Source organism: Eubacterium sp. AF19-12LB (genome assembly GCF_003479125.1).
In the GTDB taxonomy this organism is placed as follows: Bacteria; Bacillota; Clostridia; order Lachnospirales; family Lachnospiraceae; genus Eubacterium_U; species Eubacterium_U album.
Window position 1 is genome coordinate 44,748 of sequence record NZ_QUGP01000002.1, and the last position, 23,451, is coordinate 68,198.

Annotated in this window: 17 protein-coding genes; 12 read left to right on the forward strand and 5 right to left on the reverse strand. The window is 30.2% G+C overall.

Annotated elements, in window-relative coordinates:
• Positions 1 to 74 precede the first annotated feature (74 nt).
• Positions 75 to 1,664 carry a potassium/proton antiporter gene (locus tag DWX29_RS01875; protein WP_118565048.1) on the reverse strand — a complete coding sequence of 530 codons (1,590 nt, stop codon included), beginning with the start codon at positions 1,662 to 1,664 and terminating at the stop codon, positions 75 to 77.
• Positions 1,665 to 2,052: 388 nt separating this feature from the next.
• Between DWX29_RS01875 and DWX29_RS01880 the strand changes: the two genes are divergently transcribed.
• On the forward strand, positions 2,053 to 4,134 hold the full coding sequence (locus DWX29_RS01880) for an Ig-like domain-containing protein (protein ID WP_118565049.1): 2,082 nt from the start codon (positions 2,053 to 2,055) through the stop codon (positions 4,132 to 4,134).
• Between the two features lie 642 nt (positions 4,135 to 4,776).
• Here the strand turns inward: DWX29_RS01880 and asnB are convergent.
• Genes asnB through DWX29_RS01895 form a run of 3 tightly spaced genes read right to left on the reverse strand, consistent with a single transcriptional unit; the run spans position 4,777 to position 8,077 of the window.
• Positions 4,777 to 6,615: an asparagine synthase (glutamine-hydrolyzing) gene (gene asnB / locus DWX29_RS01885; RefSeq protein ID WP_118565050.1), complete on the reverse strand. Its 1,839-nt coding sequence runs from the start codon at positions 6,613 to 6,615 to the stop codon at positions 4,777 to 4,779.
• A 42-nt stretch (positions 6,616 to 6,657) separates the two neighbouring features.
• Positions 6,658 to 7,263: a dipicolinate synthase subunit B gene (locus DWX29_RS01890; RefSeq protein ID WP_022089513.1), complete on the reverse strand. Its 606-nt coding sequence runs from the start codon at positions 7,261 to 7,263 to the stop codon at positions 6,658 to 6,660.
• The gene (locus DWX29_RS01895; protein ID WP_118565051.1) at positions 7,244 to 8,077 is read right to left on the reverse strand and encodes a dipicolinate synthase subunit DpsA; all 834 of its coding nucleotides are present in this window, start codon (positions 8,075 to 8,077) and stop codon (positions 7,244 to 7,246) included. Before DWX29_RS01895 ends, DWX29_RS01890 begins: the two co-directional genes overlap by 20 nt.
• A 477-nt stretch (positions 8,078 to 8,554) precedes the next feature.
• Here DWX29_RS01895 and DWX29_RS01900 point away from each other — a divergent pair, with 477 nt between their 5' ends.
• The 8 genes from DWX29_RS01900 to DWX29_RS01935 all read left to right on the forward strand — a co-directional run bounded on the left by DWX29_RS01900 (position 8,555) and on the right by DWX29_RS01935 (position 18,673).
• Positions 8,555 to 10,093, forward strand: coding sequence for an LCP family protein (locus DWX29_RS01900; RefSeq protein WP_158574479.1), 1,539 nt, complete (start codon positions 8,555 to 8,557; stop codon positions 10,091 to 10,093).
• A 26-nt stretch (positions 10,094 to 10,119) separates the two neighbouring features.
• The gene (locus DWX29_RS01905; RefSeq protein ID WP_118565053.1) at positions 10,120 to 13,191 is read left to right on the forward strand and encodes a gamma-glutamyl-gamma-aminobutyrate hydrolase family protein; all 3,072 of its coding nucleotides are present in this window, start codon (positions 10,120 to 10,122) and stop codon (positions 13,189 to 13,191) included.
• Positions 13,192 to 13,556: 365 nt separating this feature from the next.
• Positions 13,557 to 13,856, forward strand: coding sequence for a hypothetical protein (locus DWX29_RS01910; protein ID WP_022089517.1), 300 nt, complete (start codon positions 13,557 to 13,559; stop codon positions 13,854 to 13,856).
• A gap of 146 nt (positions 13,857 to 14,002) precedes the next feature.
• Positions 14,003 to 15,679 carry a glutamine--tRNA ligase/YqeY domain fusion protein gene (locus tag DWX29_RS01915; protein WP_117909292.1) on the forward strand — a complete coding sequence of 559 codons (1,677 nt, stop codon included), beginning with the start codon at positions 14,003 to 14,005 and terminating at the stop codon, positions 15,677 to 15,679.
• A 161-nt stretch (positions 15,680 to 15,840) separates the two neighbouring features.
• Positions 15,841 to 16,557: a DUF6062 family protein gene (locus DWX29_RS01920; protein ID WP_118565054.1), complete on the forward strand. Its 717-nt coding sequence runs from the start codon at positions 15,841 to 15,843 to the stop codon at positions 16,555 to 16,557.
• Positions 16,558 to 16,641: 84 nt separating this feature from the next.
• Positions 16,642 to 16,761: a VOC family protein gene (locus DWX29_RS13095; protein WP_347497641.1), complete on the forward strand. Its 120-nt coding sequence runs from the start codon at positions 16,642 to 16,644 to the stop codon at positions 16,759 to 16,761.
• Between the two features lie 103 nt (positions 16,762 to 16,864).
• The gene (locus tag DWX29_RS01930) at positions 16,865 to 17,401 is read left to right on the forward strand and encodes a TIGR00730 family Rossman fold protein (protein ID WP_118565055.1); all 537 of its coding nucleotides are present in this window, start codon (positions 16,865 to 16,867) and stop codon (positions 17,399 to 17,401) included.
• Between the two features lie 285 nt (positions 17,402 to 17,686).
• Entirely contained in the window at positions 17,687 to 18,673 is a 987-nt protein-coding gene (locus tag DWX29_RS01935) for a diaminopimelate dehydrogenase (protein WP_118565056.1), read from the forward strand.
• 184 nt (positions 18,674 to 18,857) lie between these two features.
• On the opposite strand, the gene DWX29_RS01940 is transcribed toward DWX29_RS01935, so the two are convergent.
• Positions 18,858 to 20,033, reverse strand: a complete 1,176-nt coding sequence (locus DWX29_RS01940; RefSeq protein ID WP_118565057.1) for a hypothetical protein — start codon at positions 20,031 to 20,033, stop codon at positions 18,858 to 18,860.
• Between the two features lie 313 nt (positions 20,034 to 20,346).
• Between DWX29_RS01940 and DWX29_RS01945 the strand changes: the two genes are divergently transcribed.
• From DWX29_RS01945 to groL, 3 genes are all read left to right on the forward strand, one after another.
• The gene (locus DWX29_RS01945) at positions 20,347 to 21,258 is read left to right on the forward strand and encodes a DNA glycosylase (protein WP_118565058.1); all 912 of its coding nucleotides are present in this window, start codon (positions 20,347 to 20,349) and stop codon (positions 21,256 to 21,258) included.
• A 103-nt stretch (positions 21,259 to 21,361) separates the two neighbouring features.
• A complete protein-coding gene (gene groES, locus DWX29_RS01950; RefSeq protein WP_022089525.1) occupies positions 21,362 to 21,646 on the forward strand; it encodes a co-chaperone GroES in 285 nt (94 codons plus the stop codon).
• A 48-nt stretch (positions 21,647 to 21,694) separates the two neighbouring features.
• A complete protein-coding gene (gene groL / locus DWX29_RS01955; protein ID WP_118565059.1) occupies positions 21,695 to 23,314 on the forward strand; it encodes a chaperonin GroEL in 1,620 nt (539 codons plus the stop codon).
• Positions 23,315 to 23,451 lie beyond the last annotated feature (137 nt).

Below are 23,451 nucleotides of genomic sequence, written 5' to 3' on the forward strand. Positions count from 1 at the left end.
CAATTAAATAAAACACTTGAAAGTGCCGTAATCAAAGGGATTGCGGTACTTTTTTAATAATGGACTTTAAATTCCTATTTATATAACACAACAGAATCATTTTCTTTTATTAATGTATTCCCATCGGGTATTAAATTATCTTCGCCTCGTTTAATTAAAGCAATAAGAACATTTTCTGGTAAATTTAATTCCTGAATTGTTTTGTTACACCATTTATTTGTGCTTTGTATCTTGATTTCTTTTAGATTCTCCTGCCCTGATGGTTCGTATGAAGGAACACTAAGTATTAATGTATCTTTCGCTAAAATCATAGTATCACCTTTAGGAATTATAGTTGTTCCATTGCGTTTAATCATAAGAGCTAAAGAATTAGTGGGCATACTTACATCACTAATTAATTTATTTTCCCAATTATGACCTTTAGGTATGTACATTCTCATTAAGGTAATAGAAGAATCCTCCTTATAATCATTAAATGTTTTTCGAACATCTTCGTTATTATCTATCATATTTAATTTATTTGCTATCTTAGGAATAAGAGTTCCTTGAATTGAAACTGAAAATAAAGCAACCATAAAAACAATATGAAATATATCTAAAGAGATATCAGGGTTCCCGGCAACAACCATAATCGAAAAAACAATAGAAGCAGCACCGCGAAGTCCCGACCATGATGTTAATAGGCATTGCTTAATACTACATTTGAATGGTATCAGCAATGCAAATACAGCTATTGGTCTTGCAATTAAAGTGAGTATAGCAACAATGCAAAGTGAAGGCATAGCTATATCAGGAAGTTTGTGTGGAAATGCAAGTAATCCAAGTAAAAAGAAAATTAAAATTTGAGCCAGACCGGTAATTCCATCAAAAAATGGAATAAGTATATCTTTATTTTTAATTTTTGTGTTACCAAGTATTATACCTAATAAATATACGCTTAATAATGCGTTTCCATTTATATAGAGAGAAATACCAAATGAAGCTAATATTAAAGCAATCATAAATATTGTGTCTAATCCATTACTTATTATTGTTGTCTTTTTTATTATAAATAATCCAATAAATGCGAAACTTACACCTATTAATAAGCCAAAGAATATCTGTGAAAAAATCATTAAAGGTATTGTAGATAATGATTTAGAATTAACCAAAGATATTCCTATGATTGTAAGCATATATGATACAGGGTCGTTGCTTCCGCTTTCGATTTCAAGGAGAGATGCAGTTCCATTTTTTAAATTTAACTTTTTCTTTCTTAATATAGAAAAAACACTTGCTGCATCAGTTGAGGAAAGAACTGAACCAATCAGGAAACTTTCTACAAAAGTAAAATTAAGAACAAAATAGCAGAATAAACCTGTGATTGTGGCGGTGATTATAACTCCAATAGTTGATAATAAAATGGCTTTTAAAGCTACAGTTTTAGCGGTAGCCCATTTTGTATTGAAACCTCCATAAAACATAATGAAACATAGGGCAAGCATGCAGATTTTTTCGGCAAATTCATAGTTAGAGAAGGCTATTTTAAATATTCCATCGCTTCCAAAAATCATACCTATGCCCATAAAAAGAATAAGCGTAGGCATACCAAATTTGCCTGAAAATTTATCGGCTATTATACATAAAAACAAAATTAGTGATACACAAGTTAAAGTTATCGCCATATAAATCTCCTTTCGCTGAAGTGATAAGTTTTATATTAGGGAAAATGTAAATAGACAACTAAAAAAATACAGATTAATTTTATAAATCTTATCATATATATTATTTTTACGAAATAAATATTCATGTTTACTTTTATTAATTAAGCAAAATATATAAAAATCAGGTCAAAAATTGAAAAAAACAAGAATTTACTAAATAAATTAAAATATTACTTTAGTGATTATTGCTAAATATACAAATAATAAAACTGTTTTTATTCTATTAATGTACGAAATTTCCAGTTAATGAAATTTAAAAAAATTTTTGTAAGAAAATTGTGGTACAACGTGCTATAATATACAAAGACTGAGATTCAGTTATGAAAAACAAGAGAAGGAGGAATTTTCAATGAAAAGAAAATCAACATTCAAGTCTTTGTTAGCATTGGCTTTAGCAGTTGTTTTAGTATTCTCAACAAATGTTACACCTGCAAGCGCTGCTAAGAAGAAAGCAAAGGCGACAAATGCAGTTAAAAGCGTTAAAGTCGTTTCACCTGCAGGTACAAAGAAAATTGCGACAGTTGCAAGGGGTAAGTCAATTAAACTTACTGTAACAGTTAAAGCAAAGAAGAAAGCATTCAAGAAAGTGACTTATAAGTCAAGCAATGCAAAAGTTGCTACAGTATCTAAGAAAGGTATTGTAAAGGGTAAAAAGGTTGGTACAACAACAATTAAGGTTGTATCAGTAAAGAACAAAAAGAAAACAGCAAGCATTAAAGTTAAGGTTGTAAAGAATGCAGTTAAGAAAGTAACACTTAACAAGAAGAATCTTGACCTTGCAGTTGGTGCTTCAGAAAAGTTAAGCGCTAAGGTAAATGCTCCTAAGAAATCATACAAGGCAGTAAAGTGGACATCATCAAATGAAAAAGTAGTTAAGGTTTCAAATAAGGGTGTTGTTAGTGCAGTAGGCGAAGGAACAGCTAAGGTTACTGTTACAGCTCTTGATGGTAGCAAGAAGAAAGCTACATGTACAGTTGCTGTATGGAATGGAATTAAAGATGTACAGTTAAACAATCCAAGAAATAACTATTATGTAGACTCATATAAGGTTGTATTAGATACACCAATTGCACTTACAAAAGATAGCTTTGTAGTTAAGAGCAAAGTTCGTGCAGAAGGTACATACAACAGAGAACTTGAAGTTGAAAAAGTATTTACAAACGACAATTTAAACTACACTATATTTACAAAGAATTCAGTTGAAATGGGAGAATTTGTACAGGTTTCAGTACCATCATTAAAGGGGAAAAACGCTGTTGAGTTACAGGCTCTTGCAGACGGATATGAATATAGACAACTTGTTTCAGGTGTTGTAGGAGACGAAATTAATACAGGTGTTGGTTTCAAAAATCTTGTTGGATATGAAACAGTTTCAGTTGCATCAGGAAATCTTCCAGCAGGCTTAGCAATTGAAAAGTACACAAACAACATTAAGGGTAAGGTTGCAGCTGTAGCAGAAAATCAGGTTGTAAACTTTACAGGTACAGACGAACTTGGTAGAACAGCAAGTTCAAAAGTAAATTTCCTTATTGGTGACAAGAATAAGGTTGTTGCTGAAAACAAGACTATTGGTGATCAGGCTAATGCATTAATTTATCCGCATGAATATATTGGATCATACATTAATGTTGAAGGTGGAAGCGGAGAATACCGTGCTACTCTTTTAGACACATACAATGATTTATTTTATTTGGATAGTGAAAATACAGATGAAAACGGAAACAAATATACAACAACATCAAGTAGAGTATATGTTAATGGTAGATCAGGAAAAGTTGAAGCAGGAACATATACTCTTAGAGTACAGTTTACAGATATAGAAAATCCTACACTTACAGCTATAGGAACACTTACAGTTGTAGTTACTCCGGCAGTTTCTGTTACTACAGTTCTTTATAATTATGACAGTAGCACAGATGAATTAATGTTTTACAATCATGATTTAAATGAAACTTTCAGTGCAGTATCTGCTGATGAAACAACTGATTATGAAAAGAAGATTCTTACATCAAAGGTATGTCTCCCGGCAGGTAACTATTCTGTATATATTGAAAGTTATGGAGAACAGATTACTCTTGCTAAGTATGTAAGCTTAGGCGCTGATACAGTATTATCATATACAGCTCCAACAAGAGCAACGATTAATGGTACACTTACAGACAGAAATGGTGCTAAGCTTAATAAGAGAGCTTATGTAAGAATTTACAAAGCAGATAAAACAGATGAACCTATTGGATATGATTACGTAAGTTCATATGATGATGGAAAATATGAATTCAAGTGCGTACCTAATGGAACATATGTAATTAAGGCATTTGATAATGAATCTGATAAAGAATTAGCAACATCAGCAACTATTACAGTTACAGGTGCAAACATTGTTGTTGATTTTCCAAATTTACCAATTGATAATGAGCCATCATATAATTAATATTAATTTGTAAATAGATGTTAAAGTAAAATATAAAAATAATTTTAACGGCATAGACGTATAAACGGCTATGCCGTTTTTTTAAACACATTTGTATAGATATATAAATTTTATATGTTTATAAAATCGTTTTTATAGCAACTTGAAATGTTAAAAATTCAGATAAAGTATATGGAGAATTTCAAAAAAAAAGTTATGTTTGTTTAAAAAACTTGGTTAAATATATACAAATCTAACAAAGATTAAAAAACAGTTGAGTAAAAATGTTTTTGATTATAATGTTAAGATATATTGAAAGGGACGGAGAGAAACAAGGAGGCAAACAGACATGATAAGGGGAAAGTCTAACCAAAAATTAAAGAAAAGAATATCAGCGATAATTATGTCATTGCTGCTAATTTTTTCTGTAATCCCACAAACACAAGTTGTTTATGTTGCATAGAATGGAACTGCTAATGCAGAAGTTTAAAATGAAAACAACAGTTTGAGTGTGGCATGGAGTGAATCAGGAAACATAAGGCCTTAAAATAAGGCAACCATAAGAAAAAACTCCGGCAGACAAGGCTGATAAAAAATAATCTTTTAAATTTTGAGAATATATAATAATCAACTGTCTTTTGGAGTTTTTTACTTAAATTTAATTTAACTATATTTCTTTAACCAATAACTGATTTGAAGAATATATGCTAACATTTGTGGACCAGCCATAAGCTGACCGTACCATGGCTTGCCATAATCTTTAGATGAGTTGATGTAATTAATTACCTTATTTTTATCTACAATAAAATTAAGTGCATAGTTATTATCAAATTCTTCTAGAAGAAGTTTACCAATCATTTTCTCGTATTCAGGATTGTAAGTTTTGGGATATGGAGATTTTTTTCTGTTTATGATTTCAGGTGGAAGATAATCTTTTCCGCATTCTTTTAATAAATGTTTAACACTTCCGTCTTTACATTTGTATTCCCATGGAATACTGAAAACATAGGATACTAATCTATAGTCGGCAAAAGGAACTCTTGCATCAAGCCCTGTGAAAACACTACAACGTTCCATTCTGTTAACTAAAGTCATCATGAACCAGTTTATAGTCAGATATCCAATTTCAAAACGACGTTTATCTTTCTCGTTGCTGCAATCACTTTCAGGGCATTTGCTTAGAGAAGTTTTATAAGCGTCGTCAACGTATTCTTTTAAATTAAGAGATTGAATGAAACTGTCATTAAAAAGAGATGTTCTTACGGACAAATCTTTAGACCACGGGAAAGAATTTGAGTTTAACATTTCATCGCGATGAAACCATGGGTAACCACCAAATACTTCATCAGCACATTCTCCTGTTAAAGCTATGTTATTTGTTTCTGATATTTCATTGCAAAAGTACATTAAAGAAGATTCAATATCTGCCATACATGGAGCATCCCTCATATCAACAGTTTCTTTTAAATATTTAATTTGCCCTGAACTGTCACAGGTTAGATATTTATGATTAGAATTTAAGTATTTTCTCATTATTTCTACGTAAGGTCTGTCTAATGAGTTTTGAAAAGAGTTCCCATTAAAGAAAATTTCATTGCCTTCAAATTCAAATGCGTATGTTTTCAATTCTCTGTTTTCTTTATCCATCATAGATTTAGCAATAGAAGTTACAAGACTTGAATCAATTCCGCCGGATAAAAGAGAACAAATAGTTGTATCTTTAGTTAATTGCTTTTTAATACTGTCTTTTATCAGATAATTAACTTTGTCAACTGTATCTAAATAAGGATCAGCGTGATGATTATAGGTTAATTCCCAATAGCAATGAGTTTGGTAACTGATAATGTCCTGTGAGTTAAAAGTTACTTTTATATAATTGCCGGGAAGTACTTCAAATATGTTCTTAAATAAACTTTTTCCGGGAGTTCGTGCAGGACCAAGTCCGATGATTTCACACCAGCTTTCATTTGTTAGTTCGGGTTTTATGCCGTAAGCAAATATACTTTTTTGTTGAGAAGCAAATATAAAATGATTATTTGTACAATGATAAAATAATGGCTTTATACCAATAGGGTCTCTTACTATTATTAATGAGTTGTTTTCGTAAATTGCAAATGAAAAACCACCATTTATTTCTTTGAAAATATCTTCGCCAAAAACTAAATATAAATATAGAATAAGTTCTTCGTTGCACAATTCATAAGCGGAAATATCATAGGATGATAATTTATATTTTAATTCATTTGAATTATAAATATTTCCTGTAAAAACGATAGAAGCTGTTCGATTCTTATAGGTAACTGATATCGAATCTCTATGTGTGACTGAAAAATTGCTGGCTGTAAATCCGATGTGATGTTTCATGTAAATTATACTGTTTTCGTGGCAATTTGTAATTAATGAATCTTGCATATTAGTTAATTTGCTTTCGTAAATTGCATACAAAGTATGGTTTCTCTCAACGTCAAATTCTGTTTGAAAGTAACCGGCAATACCGCTCATAAAAACCTCCTTAAAATCATATAAAAAAGGTCCATAGGACCTTTAGGTTATTGTTACATGTGGACTTTGTATCACAGGCTGAATTTGTCGGCCCTGCAAAGCTTTAACTATTGTATCCTGAAGTAAATCAACATGTGCAGTCATGGAATTTGGTTTTGAAATATAATCATCCATTCCGAAAGGAACAAAATAGATATTTTTAGTATTTAATAAAATGCCTATATTTTTTAAATTCATTCCAAGTGCATCGTTTGTACTTAAACATATAACCAAAGGTTTGTTATTTCTTAAATGTGCTTTACATGCCATTAAAACAGGTGTATCAGAAATACCATTGGCAAGTTTTGAAAGAGTATTACCTGTACATGGTGCAATAACTAAAACGTCAAACATTGATTTAGGACCAATTGGTTCGGCATCTGTTATAGTTGTGATTGGTTCTTTATTGCTAAGTTCTTTTGCTAAATTTAAAAATTCTTTATGGTTTCCAAATCTACTGTCAGTTTTAGAAGCGTTATCTGAAAAAATGGTATAAAGATTTGTATTTGCTTCAGATAGACGTTTTAATTCGTTAAAAACTTTTTTGTAGGTACAGTAAGAACCGGTTATTCCAATTCCAATATTTTTATTATCTAAACTGTGATTCATTTTCTGCAGCCCCTTCTATAATTGATGATATGTTCTTTGCTATTAATTCACCGGAACTTTTAGAGGCATATTTGCCGGGAAGTCCGGGACAAATGTGATATGTCAGGGAGAGAGAATTTAAAATATCTTTGTCGAATCCGTAAGGTGATGATGCTATATCAAATATAGTACAACTTTTCTGAAGTGTTTTAAGATTACTTATGGAGAGTATATTTTTAGGAATACAGTTAATAATTATGTCTATTTTTGATAAATTATTATTCTTTTTATTTATATCTAAAAAAGTAAAGTTTTTATTTAAACCATCGTTTATTTTTGACTCATTATTTTCATAAAAGAAAATATTAGAACCTACGTTGTTGAATAAATTACATATTTCGCTTCCACATTTTCCATAACCAAGAACTAAAATATTAGATGCTTTTAAAGAAAAATTAGTGTTGCTGATTATATATCCTAAAAGTCCTTCTGCAGTATAAAATGCATTATTTCTGTAAAAGTCAGGAATATTTAAGATATCGATTGCTTTAATTCCTGAATTCATACAATGTGATACGACTGAACCTTTAAATCCTCCACCAAATAAAATCTGTCCCGGTTTTAATAATGAAATAAAAGTTGTAATTGGAAAACTTGTATAAAAATCACAATTTACATTTTCTCCATCTTTGGAAAAAGGAATTGATGCGACAATATATTTATATTCTGTAAGGTTAAAATTTGTTACAAGTTTAGCAGAATAATTATGAAAAATTAAATAATCATACAAATATTTCTGCTTATTCCCATTTGAAATAATTGCAAATGAATCCATACAAATCACCTTTTTTATTATATATGTTATTCTTATGGAAGATTGATAATGTTATAAGAAAGGGCATTTGCCACCGTCGGTTCAAATTGAATTGACAGGTATATTTTGCTTAGAGCCGGAGGTCCTAAAAGCAAAATATAGTTGAAAATTTAGAACTGTTACGAGTGGCAAGCAGCGCGAGCGTTATTTCGTTAACATTATCAATCTTCCATAATATATAAACTAAAATAAAAGCTATTTTCTATACATTAATTATATGTATAAAAATTTACAAGGTGATTATTTTAATAAAGTTATTTCTTAATCATTTATGAATAGACAATAACAATATTGTCGTAATGAATGGGAAATGCTATAATTATCGATAGCATACGGAAGTCATAAATTACGTTTGTTATTTAAAAAAAGTAAGCAGATAAAAGAAGGTAAAATCTATTTTAATGCTGTAAATGAGACACAATTAAAAAGGAGATGGAGATGTTAAATAAGAAATTAAAAATGACAGCAACAGTTTTAAATATATTACAGGTAATTCCAATAGTAATATTAGAGATATTTTTATATATGATATTAACTTATAACAACAATGTAGCTTTAAATTATATTCCGGTAAGATTAATTGTTGCAGTAGAAATTGCGATAGCATTATGGATGTTAATTCCATTTTTCATTAAGAAAAACAAAGTTGGAGCAATAGTATCAATAGTTATGTCTGCAATTATGATTGTAATGAGCGTTGGAGCAGATATAGCAATTGGATTAAATCAAAAGACTATAAAAGGTATTTTTAAAGAATCAGAAAAAACAATAGATAAAATTGTAAACAACAGTAAGTTATCAACAGATGAATTTGGTGTATATATATTATCAGATGATGAGGCAAAGAATATTGAAGAGTTAAAAGATGATAAATTTGGATATATTCAGAAATTTGTAGGTGATGACAAAGACGAATTATTAAATAACATTAATGAAAAGATTAATCAGGATGGTAATTATCAGGAATACGATGATGTAATAACCATGACAGAAGCTTTATATAATAAAGAAACAAGAGCAGTTGTATTAAATCAGTCAATGATAGATGTTATAACATCTATGGGTGAAAAGAAAAATGATGAAGCTGATTATACTGATTTTGAATCGAAGGTAAAATGTATCTATACATATAAAGTTACTCATCAGGTTCAAAATGAAAATAAGAAGAAAGATATAACAAAGGAATGCTTTAATGTTTATATAAGCGGTATTGATACATTTGGCGCAGTAACAACAAAGAGCAGAAGTGATGTAAATATAATAATGTCAGTAAATCCACAGACCAGACAGATTTTATTACTTTCAACACCTAGAGATTATTATGTTCCTTTGTCTAATTCAAACGGAGTAAGAGACAAACTTACACATGCAGGTTTATATGGCGTAGATGTATCAATGGAAACATTAGAAATTCTTTATGATATTGATATTGATTACTATGTGAGAGTTAATTTTGACGGATTTAAAGATATTATTAATGCATTAGGTGGAATAGATGTTGATTCTGAATGTGCTTTCTCAGCAAAAGGATATAGCTATAGTCAGGGAATTAATTATAATATGAATGGCGATAAGGCATTAGTATTTGCAAGAGAAAGAAAATCATTTGCAAGAGGTGACGTACAGCGTGGAAAGAATCAGATGTCTGTAATTAAAGGTGTGATATCAAAATGTGCATCCCCAAGCATTTTGGATAATTATCAGAAAATACTTGAAAGCATAAGTGAAAGTTTTCAGACAAGCGTTAGCAAGAAAAACATTCAGAAATTTGTTAAATTCCAATTGGCAAATGGATACGAGTGGAATATTCAAAGCTATAATGTATCAGGTTCAGGACAGTCAAATTACACATATTCAGTTCCAAGTAATAGAGCTTATGTAATGGTTCCTAATGAAGAAACAGTAGCAAAGGCAAAAGAGTGGTTGAAGATTGTAACGGACGGTGGAGAACTAAAAGATGTAACTGAAGAAAATTAGTTTTAGGTACAAAAAGGATTGAAAATATGGAGAGAGATTATATTGGAAATTTAGGAGACAGAGATAATAAGCAGACAATAAAATTTATATCTACTAAGGCTAATACCCTTAAAGCCTTAAATGAAGTAATTAAATTAGGATATATTGAAGAAATGCTTATTATAACGGCTAAAGAATATCATCGTGATAAGAAAAAAACAGCTGATAAGATAATTGAAAAATTTAAAGGTGAAAAAATAGTTGTAAGAAGTTCATCTACAAATGAAGACTGTTTTGTAAAATCAAATGCAGGTCATTACACAAGTATTTTAGATGTAGATTCAACTAATGAAACAGCAATTATTAATGCAATAGATACTGTACTTAAATCATACACTTTAGATATTGATGATATTGAAGATGAACAGGTTTTAATTCAGCATCAGGCTGTAGATGTACTGTATAGTGGTGTTTTGTTTACTTATGATATTCAGGGGCAACGACCATATTATCTGATAAATTATGATGATAGCGGTTCTACGGATTCCGTAACAAGTGGAAAAGGCGGAAAGACTTTATGGATTGCAAGAAATACGGAACTTTCAGAGTTAAATACAGCATGGAAAAATCTTCTTGAATCAGTTCAGGAAATCGAAGATTTATTGAAAATACCATTAGATATTGAATTTGCAGTAAATAAGAAAAATGAAGTAATTATTTTTCAGGTTAGACCTTTGGTTGCAAATACAAAAAATAAGAATGCGATTAATGCCATTAATGATTTCTATAGTAAATTAAATGACGTAAAAAAGGATTATGATAGAATAGAATGCAGTCTTGACGGACAACCAATGATTCTATCCGATATGGCATTTTGGAATCCTTCAGAAATTATTGGAACAAGTCCTAGAAATCTTGATTATTCATTATATAGAGAAATTATTACATCAAGGGCATGGAATCAGGGCCTTGTGCCAATGGGATATAAGAAATTAGAGAAAGAACTGATGTACAAGATTGGTGTAAAACCATATATAAGTATACAATATTCGTTTTATTCATTAATACCTGCTGAGATTAGTGAAAAATTAGCTTTAAAACTTGTTGATTTTTACGTAAATAAATTGAAACAGGACACAACTGCTCATGACAAAATTGAATTTGAAATAGTTTACACAAGTTATGATTTTAATACAGAAAACAGAACAAAAGAATTACTTGAAAATGGATTTACAAGAGCAGAAAGAAATACAATTGTAGAGGCACTTCATAAACTTACTTTAAATACAATTGAAAAACACGGATTAATATCAATGAAAGATAATGCAGATATTAATCATTTGGAAAATGAAAGAAAAAGAATAGCATCTTTGGATTCAGAAACAAATAATATTCATAGAATATTAGAAGATATAACAGAACTTTTAGATGCCATAAAAAGTCTTGGTACACCACAGTTTACAAGACAGGCAAGAATGGCATTTATGGCAAAGTCATTCTGCAGTTCATTAGTAGAAGCAGGATGGTTTACAAATGATGAAATAGATGAGTTTATGAAATCAATTAATACTGTTTCATCAAAATTTGATTATGATTTCCACAAGTTTTCATTGGGGTTAATGTCTAGAAATGAATTTAATAAAATATATGGACATTTAAGAAGTGGCACTTATGATATTCGTACAGACAGTTATAATCAGATGGTTTTCAGACCGGTAACGGAGAAGAATAAAAACTACAAAGATAAGAATGTATCTAAAGGTTTAGATGAAAACAGGTTGAAAGAAGCACTTACTTCTATTGGATTTGATATTCATCCAAAGGAATTTAATAATTTCCTTGTTTCTGCAATTGAGGGAAGAGAATTTTTAAAATTCGAATTTACTAAATCTTTAAGTCTTGTAATTGATTTAATTCAGAATTTAGGTAAATTACTTGAAATTGACAGAAAAAGCCTGTCATATATTACAGTAGAGGATTTAAAGCATTGTAAGAAATTAAAAGTAGCTGAAATTAAAAAATATTTAACGGATACAATAGTAAATAATAGAAAAGAATATTATGATAAGTTAAACATCATTTTACCTGATGTCATTTTATCTAAGTTAGGTGTTTCGTTTATTCCTGTAAATGAGGCAAGACCAAATTTTATTACATCACAAAAAGTTGAGGGAGAAGTAGTAAATCTTGAAAGGGAAACAGATGAAGACCTTATGGATAAAATTGTAATGATTCCAAAGGCTGATCCCGGATATGAATGGATTTTTACAAAAGGAATAAAGGGATTTATAACAAAATATGGTGGAATGGCAAGCCATATGGCTATAAGATGTGCTGAGTTTGAAATCCCGGCAGCAATCGGATGTGGTGAAAAAATATATAATTATGCGGCATCTATGAACTACATGGAATTAGACTGTGCTAATGGCAGTATTAAAGAAGGGATGCAGTGTGAGGATTTGCGAGCACTGATTACTCAAAGAGAAGGCGTAAATCAATATGGAGATTCAACTGATGTATTAGAATCTGCATATATAAGATTTTACGAATTGCTTGGATTTATTCCACAGCCGGCTTCAAATCATGTTAAAAATGTAGGTAAATTATTTGAAAGACAATGTGATTTACTTATTGTTGTAGGTGGAGGAGCTCTTCCATGTAAATTTTATGACAGGCCTCATAACGAAGAATTACAGCCGCATAGAGACGCAATGGAAGAAAAATTAATAAGACATTGTATTGAGCAGGAAATTCCAATTATCGCAACTTGTAGAGGAATGCAGTATATGAATGCTTTGTTTGGCGGAAAGTTACTTTATCATCCTGATTTGCCGGTAGAAAGACCAAGAGGAGTGGATCACGAAGTATATCTTGTGGAAGAAGATAGAACAATTATAGTAAACAACTATCACAAGGACGTAGTTCCAATTGATGGATTAGCTCCGTGTTTTAAGCCTCTTGCAATTGATAAAGAAAATCAGACAATAGAGGCATTTGGTTCTGATGAAATGAAGATATTAGCTTTGCAGTGGCATCCTGAAAGAAAATTTGAAACATCGAATGCATTGGGAGAAACAAGAAAGTTAGTAGTTAATTTTATTCAGAAACATATCAAATAATAAATGCGATAAAAAGATAAAAATGTTATGTTTATAAATTGACAGTTTTTTTGACAATGCAAAAAAAACTTATTTTAGTGTATTTTTATCTGTAATTACATTCACATATAAAAAATGATACATATTTTAAAATATAAATACTATATTTATTATATTAAATATGTTAAATTACTATCGTAACAAAGTGTTACGAAAGGGTTTAGATTTTGAAAAGAAACAGGTTTTTAGAAAGATGTCTTTCATAAAACCTGTTTCTTTGTATTTACAAAAAAATGAAAGTTTTGCCTTATTGTGTTATAATTCTTAGAATAGACAATTAATAATGAATAAAGATTATGAAAAGATAAAATTTAAGGAGATAAATTTTGGAAGAGATATTAGAACAATGGAGCAAAACTTTTAATTTGAAAAATTTAAAATTGGTTGGATATCATGGCGGATATCCGATAATACAATTTGATAAAGAAGATAATATGAAATTACTTGCAATGAGTGAAAATGAAAGAAAAAGAATAATCAGAAATTGTGAGACACATGGTGGTATTGAACTTGGTGTTGGTTGGAATTTTGTAAGAACTGCCGTTTTAAGAATTAATGATGATTCAATTGTTATGGCCGGACATGAATATGTGTTAAGAAGAATGCTTGAAAAATTTATTTTATAAAGCATTTGATTTAACAGTAAAAGCATTGATATTTGACTAAATATGCCTAAAACAATGCATACTTGATGTTGAAATGGAAAAAAATTTATTGTATAATCTAATAATTATGAAAACGTTTATATTCTAAACGCTGGAGGACATACAAAATGGAAAAAGAAAACGTGAAAAGTGAAGTAACTAAAAACTTTATTGAATTGATTATCGACAAAGATTTGGAAGAAGGAAGATTTGATCATGTTCAGACAAGATTTCCACCTGAACCAAATGGATATCTTCATATTGGACATGCAAAGTCAATTCTTTTAAATTATGGTTTGGCTAAGAAATATAATGGTAAATTTAATATGAGATTTGATGATACAAATCCTACAAAAGAAAAGACAGAATTTGTAGAGTCAATTTTAAAAGATATAAAATGGCTTGGAGCTGACTGGGAAGACAGATTATTTTTTGCATCTAATTATTTTAATCAGATGTATGAGGCAGCTGTTAAGTTAATAAAAAAAGGTAAAGCATATGTATGCGATTTAACACCTGAAGAAATTAGGGAATATAGAGGTACATTAACTGAACCTGGAAAGAACAGCCCATATAGAGACAGAAGTGTTGAAGAAAATCTAGAACTATTTGAAAACATGAAGAATGGAATGTATAAAGATGGTGAAAAGGTATTAAGAGCTAAGATTGATATGTCATCTCCTAATATTAATATGAGAGATCCAATTATTTATAGAGTGGCTCATATGACACATCATAATACAGGAGATAAGTGGTGCATTTATCCAATGTATGATTTTGCTCATCCTATTGAAGATGCAATTGAACATGTAACACATTCTATCTGTACATTGGAATTTGAAGATCACAGACCTTTATATGATTGGGTAGTCACAGAACTTGAATACCCTAATCCTCCAAGACAGATTGAATTCGCAAAGTTATATTTGACAAATGTAATCACAGGAAAAAGATATATTAAAAAATTAGTTGAAGATGGAATTGTAGATGGATGGGATGATCCACGTTTAGTATCTATTGCAGCACTTAGAAGAAGAGGATTTACTCCTGAATCAATTAAGAACTTCGTTGAACTTTGTGGTATATCAAAGAGCAATAGTTCAGTTGATTATGCAATGTTAGAATATTGTATTAGAGAAGATTTAAAGACTAAGAAACCAAGAATGATGGCTGTATTAGATCCAATTAAGCTTGTAATTGACAATTATCCGGAAGACCAGGTTGAATGGTTTGATGTAGTTAATAACATTGAAAATGAAGAATTAGGAAGTAGAAAAGTTCCATTCTGTAAAGAACTATATATTGAAAGAGAAGACTTTATGGAAGAACCACCTAAGAAATATTTCAGATTGTTCCCGGGAAATGAAGTAAGACTTATGCATTCTTATTTTGTAAAATGTGTAGATTACGAAAAGGATGAAAATGGTAATGTTACTGTAGTGCATTGTACTTATGATCCGGAAACAAGAAGTGGTAATAACTTTACAGCACGTAAGGTCAAAGGAACAATTCATTGGGTATCAGCAAGACATGCTATTGAAGCTGAAGTAAGATTATATGAAAATATAGTTGATGAAGAAAAAGGAAAACTTAATGAAGATGGTTCTCTTAACCTTAATCCAAATTCACTTACAGTATTGAAGAAATGCTATTTGGAACAGGGACTTGCTGATGCAGAGCCTGAAGATAAATTCCAGTTTGTAAGACAGGGTTATTTCTGTGCAGATATTAAAGATTATACAAAAGAAAAACCGGTATATAACAGAATAGTTTCATTAAAGAGTTCTTTTAAATTACCTAAATAGAGCCAATAAAAGGTTGAGGAGGAGAAATCCTTTTCAACCTTTTATTAGTTTTAATTAAACAAAGAGAATTAACTTAAATTATACAAATAGAATTATTTTAAATTATACGCTGCGAATTAATATAAAAATGTAAAAAGATTAAAAAATGGAGAGAAGGAAGAATGGAAGAAAAATTATATACAATACCTGTAATGGATGCATTTAAGGTAGATTGCGAGTGTCCATTATGTAAAATGAGAGATGATATAGAAAATGATAATATCTCTTTTGCTATGGGACCAAGTTATATGGAGGACTATATTAGATTTGAAACTGATGAAAAAGGCTACTGCACAAGACATGTAAAAAAGTTATACGAATACAATAACAGATTAGGACTTGCTCTAATAATGGAAACACATTTAAAGAATGTAAAAAAGCAGGTTGATACGCTGCCTAAGGAGAAATCTTCAGGTGGATTATTTAAAAAGAAAGAAAAGAAGCCAATAACTGAATATCTGGATAAATTAAATGGAAGTTGTTTCGTATGCGACCGTTTAAATGATACATTTGACAGATATGTTGCCACGATACTATATTTATGGAAAAAAGAAGATAAAGATTTTTTAGAATTATATAAGAATTGTAAAGGATTTTGCTTTGAGCATTTAAATGCTTTACTTAAATATGCAGATAAAGAATTATCGGGAAATAAATTTGACGAATTTAATAAAATGACTATAGAAATATTTGAAAAAAATCTAGATAGAACAATTGAGGATGTAGAATGGTTTATAAAAAAATTTGATTATAGATATAAAGATGAACCATGGAAAAATTCAAAGGATGCATTAGTAAGAACATTGTGCAAAACAAACGGTGTTACGGATGAAGAATGAAATAAATAAAATTTTTTTGCTTGTTATGAGGTAGTGAAAAAATAATATAATAAAATAAGACTAATATGTAAAGGAGCCGTTTTTATGAAATTAAGGGATGTTTTAATTGTTGTTAATGATATAGAAAAATCAATAATGTTTTATCATGAATTATTTGGATTGGATGTAATACTAGATAATGATGGAAAATTAATAAACTTATGACAAATAGTTGGAGACAAAAAGTTGTAAGATTTTATGATTTAGATGGAAATTTAATTGAAGTTAGGACAGAAGTTTAGAATTAAATTACGAAAGAGGGATTAAAATGAATATTACAGTTTATCTTGGGGCATCAGACGGAAATGATAAAACATTTAAAAGTGCAATTAAAGAATTGGGAACATGGATTGGAATAAGTGGCAACACACTTGTGTATGGTGGATCTAAAACAGGACTTATGGGAAAACTTGCAGACAGTGTATTAAATGCAGGTGGCAAAGTTATAGGAGTTGAACCACAATTTTTTATAGATGCAAAAGTTCAACATGAGGGATTAACCGAATTATTTATTACAAAAGATATGTCAGAAAGAAGAACTAAAATGATAGAATTAGGAGATGTATTTGTGGCTTTTCCAGGTGGTACGGGTACTCTGGAAGAAGTGTCTGAAGTTATGTGTAAAATTTCAATGAAACAGCTTAATAATCCTTGTATTTTATATAATTTGGATGGATATTATAACAGTTTAAAAGAATTGTTAAATCATATGATTGAAAAAGAATTTTCGTCTAAACAAAGACAGGAAGGAATTTTTTTCGCAGACAATTTAGAGGATATAAAGCAAATAGTAAATAATATATAAAAAATATATAAGCCTAAGAAGTGTATTTATTTTCATTGTGAATTAAATACACTTCTTTTTTGGCAATCTAGCTTTAGTATGGAAAAAACATGCAGTATTTAGCAAGGCATCAAAAGTATTCTTGAAAAAATTAAAGAATTATAGAAAATATAATATAAAGTATTGTCAAATCTGTGGAAAAATTCTATAATTTTTTGTGGCGAAAACTTACAATATGTCAATTAAAGAAGACTAATGATTGCAAGTGCTGATTAAGTAAAATATATATTAACGAAGGAGACTGAAATGAAAACAAGAATTGGTATTTTAGGTTATGGAAACCTGGGAAAAGGTGTAGAATGTGCAGTTAAAGAAGCTAATGATATGAAATTAGTTGCTGTATTTACAAGAAGAAATCCTAAGAATGTAACTATTTTAACAGAAAATGTTCCGGTATGTCATATTGATGAAGTTGCAGACTGGAAAGATAAGATAGATGTTATGATTTTATGTGGTGGTAGTGCTACAGATCTTCCTGTACAGACTCCACAGTTTGCTTCAATGTTTAACGTAATTGATAGTTTTGATACTCATGCAAGAATACCTGAACATTTTGCGGCAGTTGATAAGGCAGCAAAGGAAGCTGGAAAAATAGCAGTTATTTCAGTAGGTTGGGATCCTGGAATGTTCTCGCTTAACAGAGTTTATGCAAATGCAATTCTTCCAGATGGAAAAGATTATACATTCTGGGGAAAAGGTGTTAGTCAGGGACATTCAGATGCAATTCGTAGAATTAAAGGCGTTAAGAATGCAAAGCAGTATACAATTCCTGTAGAAAGTGCTTTAGAAAGAGTTAGATCGGGCGAAAATCCGGAACTTACAACAAGAGATAAGCATGAAAGAGAATGTTTTGTTGTATTAGAAGAAGGTGCAGATGCCGCTGCAGTTGAAAAAGAAATCAAGGAAATGCCAAATTATTTCTCAGATTACAATACAACAGTTCATTTCATTAGTGAAGAAGAATTAGAAAAGAATCATAGCGGAATGGCACATGGTGGATTTGTAATCCGTTCAGGAAAAACAGGAATGAATAAAGAACATAATCATATTATTGAATATAGCTTAAAGTTAGATTCAAATCCTGAATTTACTACAAGTGTTTTAATTGCATATGCAAGAGCTGCTAAGCGTCTTTATGATGAAGGACAGAAAGGCTGTAAGACAGTATTAGATATTGCACCTGCATATTTAAGCGAAATGAGCGGAGAAGAATTAAGAGCTCATTTATTGTAAAATATATTCGTACAAATTTCGAAATTTATTTTTTCGGTTACATTGTGAAAAATCTCTATAGACCTAGAATAGGGAGATTTTTTACGGGAAGATAACAAGAGGAGCCATTACAGTATGATACTTCTTAACTAGTCAGAATTATCATACTGTAATGGCTCCTTTATATTTTTTTATTATAAATTATTTAGATTTCATCAAGTTCATCATCTAAGAAATCAGTATCTTCAGTAGAAGTGTTAACATCACTCTTATCTGATGCTTTTTTTAAAAAAGAGAAATGTTCTTCAACAATAGCAGAATCTTTTTCGCTGTTATATTTATTGCTATTTAAAGAATCATTATTTACTTCGATATTATCAAATGTATCATCGTTTAATTCGTCATCAAGTTCATTAAATTCATCAGGTTCTGTAGCAGCCTGATTTTCTGAGGTATTATTTGAAATACTGCTTTTATTATCAAGCTCATCATCGGTAATATTAGATTCAGTATCATATTCTTCATCGTCAGTTAGACTTGATTCGGTATTATGTTCCGTAACATTTGGTACAGATTCTTCTTCAAATATGTCTGTGCCTTCTTCAGAAATATTTGTATCTTCAAATGAATCATCGTCCTGCTTTATATCATCAATGTCTTCGAAAATATGATTTCCTTCAGAAGGTATGTCATTGTTATCAAATGTTTCGTCATTAAATGAAGAAGCCTCATCTTCCTCTAATTTGACAGATGAAACAAAATCATCATTATCAGAGTAATTTTCATCAAAGTCGTTATTTAAATCGTCAGATTCATCAACAAAGTCATCATCTAAAGATTCAAAATCATCAATGTCACTATAATCTGCATCAACAAAATCATTTTCATTATTATAATTCTTTACTTTATCAATTAATTCAGATGTTTTATCCTTTGCAAAATCAACGGCATCATTGAATAAATCTTTAGCGTTGTCAATTCTGTCTTCACCAACAAAATCTGTGATTTTGTCTTTTGCATCATTTGCTTTATCTTTAGCAAAAGTAGCAGCATCAGTTACTTTTTTTACAGCAGAATCATATTTTTCTTCGCCAACAGCATCTACAATTTTTCCTTTAGCAGAATCAGCAGCTTCTAATACTTTATCAGCAGCATTATTAGCCATTGATTTAGCTTTGTTAGAATTAAATGTAATTGTTATTTTCTGAGTTCCGTTTTTGTTAGAATTTGTTTTAATATCAAAAATCTTTTCGTCATCAAAGTCTTCAAAAATATCATCTTCAGTATATTTTTCCTCTTTGCGCTTCTTTAAATAAGATATCCCTCCAACAGCAGCGCCAATAACAGCGGCTGAACCAACTAATTTTTTAAAAAATCCCATAATACAGTCTCCTTTCGTTGTCAACATTTTAATATAATTATATAACTATTTTGGACTAAAATAAAGGAGAAATACATTAAATAATGTAAAGAAATTATGACAATTTTAATATTAATTATTAAAAAAAGAGGACATAATGTCATAAGTTATTGTGTGAGTAAAAAGTGAGTAAATATAAACTTATGTATATTACATACGCTAAAAAAATAGAATGTAATAAATTTACATAAATATCTATATTGAATGTGAATAATAAAAATGATACTCTACCTATTAGATTAGTTAAATATTCGTAAGAAAAGAGGAAAAACAAATGAAAATTACAGAGAATGGAAAAAATACTCTAATAAATGAACTTAAAGATTTTGATTTGGAACAGACATTAGAATGTGGTCAGTGTTTTAGATTTTATAAGTTAGATAAAGAAGAATATGTTATTGTTGCAAAAAATAAAATGCTTCATATAAAACAAGATGAAAATCAACTTATATTTTATAATACTTCAAAGGAAGATGTAGAAAAAATATGGACTAATTATTTTGATTTAGATAGAGATTATGATGAAATTAAATCATATTTGTTAAAGAAGGATAATAAATTAGAAAGTGCAATTAAAGAAAATTATGGAGTTAGAATTTTAAATCAGGATTTCCATGAAGTGTTAATATCTTTTATTATTTCACAAAACAAACAAATACCTCAAATCAAGCAGATTGTAAAAAGAATAAGTGAACAATATGGTGAATATCTTGGTGAGGTAAATGGTGAAAAATACTATAGTTTCCCAAATCCTGAAAAGTTAGGGAAAATAACAGAAGAAGCATTTAGGGAAATGAAGTCCGGATTTAGGGCACCTTATTTATATGATGCATCACAAAAACTTGCTTTGGGTGAAATAAATGAAGAATTATTTGCAAATCTAAAAGAAGAAGATGGAAGAGAATTATTAAAGTCAATAAAGGGAGTGGGAGATAAAGTTGCAAACTGTGTTTTGCTATTTGGACTTGGATATAGAAATGCATTTCCTATTGATGTGTGGATTAAACGTATAATGGAAGCCATTTATTTTGGAAAAGAAACAAGTAAAGAGGAAATACAAAAATTCGCATCTAATCATTATGGTGAGTATGGAGGCTATGCACAGCAGTATTTATTTTGCTTTGGAAGAAATGGTAAAATTGGAACGAATACAGATAAAAAGAAGAAAAGTAACAATAAAAAATAAAAATAAGGGGTTGCATATTTGAAATAATTGATATATTATTAGGTTATTGGGTTAGCACTCAAAAAGAAAGAGTGCTAACAAGCTGAAAAGGAGGTAGTTTTAAATGAAATTAGTACCATTAGGAGACAGAGTAGTATTGAAACAGGCTGAACCTGAAGAAAAGACACAGTCAGGAATTATTTTGACAACACAGTCACAGGAAAAACCACAACAGGCAGAAGTAATTGCTGTAGGTCCCGGTGGAGTTGTAGACGGTAAAGAAGTAACAATGCAGGTTAAAGCCGGAGATAAAGTAATATATTCAAAATATGCAGGAAATGAAGTTAAATTAGATGGCGAGGAATATATTATAGTTAGACAGAATGATATTTTAGCTGTAGTTGAATAGCTTTAATATCATACTTATAAATTGGAAATTTGAATGGAGGTTATAAAAATGGCTAAAGAAATTAAATTTGGAGCAGATGCCAGAGTTGCGTTAGAAGCTGGAGTAAATCAGTTGGCAAATACAGTAAAAGTAACACTTGGACCTAAAGGAAGAAATGTTGTTTTAGATAAATCATATGGTGCACCACTTATTACTAATGATGGTGTAACAATTGCTAAAGAAGTTGAATTAGAAGATGCATTTGAAAATATGGGTGCACAGTTGGTTAGAGAAGTAGCTACTAAGACAAATGATGTTGCAGGTGATGGAACAACAACAGCTACAGTTTTAGCACAGGCTATGATTAATGCAGGAATGAAAAATTTAGCTGCAGGTGCTAACCCAATTATTTTAAGAAAGGGTATGCAGAAAGCTACAGATGAAGCTGTTAAGGCAATTTCAGAAATGAGTAGTAAGGTTACAGGTAAGGAACAGATTGCTAAAGTAGCTGCAATTTCAGCTGGAGATGAAGAAGTCGGAGAAATGGTTGCAGATGCAATGGAAAAAGTTTCTAACGATGGTGTAATCACAATTGAAGAATCAAAGACAATGAAAACTGAGCTTGACCTTGTTGAAGGTATGCAGTTTGACAGAGGATATATTTCAGCATATATGGCAACAGATATGGAAAAGATGGAAGCAAACCTTGATAATCCATATATTTTAATAACAGATAAGAAGATTTCAAATATTCAGGAAATTCTTCCAATTCTTGAACAGATTGTACAGAGCGGCTCAAAGCTTTTAATTATTGCTGAAGATGTAGAAGGTGAAGCTCTTACAACATTAATTGTTAATAAACTTCGTGGAACATTTAACGTTGTTGCAGTTAAGGCTCCTGGATACGGTGACAGAAGAAAAGAAATGTTAAAAGATATTGCAATTCTTACAGGTGGTCAGGTTATTTCAGAAGAATTAGGCTTATCACTTGCTGAAACTAAGATTGAAGACCTTGGTCGTGCTAAATCAGTTAAGGTTCAGAAAGAAAATACAATTATCGTTGATGGCGAAGGAAATTCTGAAGAAATTCAGGGAAGAATTGCTCAGATTAAAGCTCAGCTTGCTGAAACAACATCTGATTTTGATAGAGAAAAATTACAGGAAAGACTTGCTAAGATGGCAGGTGGAGTTGCAGTTATCAGAGTTGGTGCTGCTACAGAACCTGAAATGCAGGAAAAGAAACTTCGTATGGAAGATGCTTTAAATGCTACAAGAGCTGCTGTAGAAGAAGGAATTATTTCAGGTGGTGGTTCTGCATATATTCATGCATCAAAGAAAGTTGCTAAATTAGTTGATACATTAGAAGGCGATGAAAAGACAGGCGGACAGATTATTCTTAAAGCTCTTGAAGCACCATTATTTACAATTGCACAGAATGCCGGACTTGAAGGTTCAGTTATCGTAAATAAAGTACGCGAATCAGAACCTGGAAACGGATTTGATGCATATAATGAAAAATATGTACAGATGGTTGATGCCGGAATCCTTGACCCTGCAAAGGTTACAAGAAGTGCATTGCAGAATGCAACAAGTGTTGCTAGCACATTATTAACAACAGAATCGGTTGTTGCAAACATTAAGGAAGATGCGCCGGCTATGCCTGCAAATCCGGGAATGGGAATGATGTAATTAAATAAAAATTGTATATAAATATATTTTATATCTTAAGAAGTGCTGACTTACATATGAATGTTTTGTCAGCACTTCTTTTTTTGACCACAATATTAAAATATGCTATGATATTTGAATACTTAAAAATTTATGAA

Excerpts from the sequence above, each read along its gene's own strand:
- DWX29_RS01875 (WP_118565048.1), bottom strand. The coding sequence starts at position 1,664 with ATGGCGATAACTTTAACTTGTGTATCACTAATTTTGTTTTTATGTATA.
- DWX29_RS01880 (WP_118565049.1), top strand. The coding sequence starts at position 2,053 with ATGAAAAGAAAATCAACATTCAAGTCTTTGTTAGCATTGGCTTTAGCA.
- asnB (WP_118565050.1), bottom strand. The coding sequence starts at position 6,615 with ATGAGCGGTATTGCCGGTTACTTTCAAACAGAATTTGACGTTGAGAGA.
- DWX29_RS01890 (WP_022089513.1), bottom strand. The coding sequence starts at position 7,263 with ATGAATCACAGTTTAGATAATAAAAATATTGGAATTGGAATAACCGGT.
- DWX29_RS01895 (WP_118565051.1), bottom strand. The coding sequence starts at position 8,077 with ATGGATTCATTTGCAATTATTTCAAATGGGAATAAGCAGAAATATTTG.
- DWX29_RS01900 (WP_158574479.1), top strand. The coding sequence starts at position 8,555 with ATGTTAAATAAGAAATTAAAAATGACAGCAACAGTTTTAAATATATTA.
- DWX29_RS01905 (WP_118565053.1), top strand. The coding sequence starts at position 10,120 with ATGGAGAGAGATTATATTGGAAATTTAGGAGACAGAGATAATAAGCAG.
- DWX29_RS01915 (WP_117909292.1), top strand. The coding sequence starts at position 14,003 with ATGGAAAAAGAAAACGTGAAAAGTGAAGTAACTAAAAACTTTATTGAA.
- DWX29_RS01920 (WP_118565054.1), top strand. The coding sequence starts at position 15,841 with ATGGAAGAAAAATTATATACAATACCTGTAATGGATGCATTTAAGGTA.
- DWX29_RS13095 (WP_347497641.1), top strand. The coding sequence starts at position 16,642 with ATGAAATTAAGGGATGTTTTAATTGTTGTTAATGATATAGAAAAATCA.
- DWX29_RS01930 (WP_118565055.1), top strand. The coding sequence starts at position 16,865 with ATGAATATTACAGTTTATCTTGGGGCATCAGACGGAAATGATAAAACA.
- DWX29_RS01935 (WP_118565056.1), top strand. The coding sequence starts at position 17,687 with ATGAAAACAAGAATTGGTATTTTAGGTTATGGAAACCTGGGAAAAGGT.
- DWX29_RS01940 (WP_118565057.1), bottom strand. The coding sequence starts at position 20,033 with ATGGGATTTTTTAAAAAATTAGTTGGTTCAGCCGCTGTTATTGGCGCT.
- DWX29_RS01945 (WP_118565058.1), top strand. The coding sequence starts at position 20,347 with ATGAAAATTACAGAGAATGGAAAAAATACTCTAATAAATGAACTTAAA.
- groES (WP_022089525.1), top strand. The coding sequence starts at position 21,362 with ATGAAATTAGTACCATTAGGAGACAGAGTAGTATTGAAACAGGCTGAA.
- groL (WP_118565059.1), top strand. The coding sequence starts at position 21,695 with ATGGCTAAAGAAATTAAATTTGGAGCAGATGCCAGAGTTGCGTTAGAA.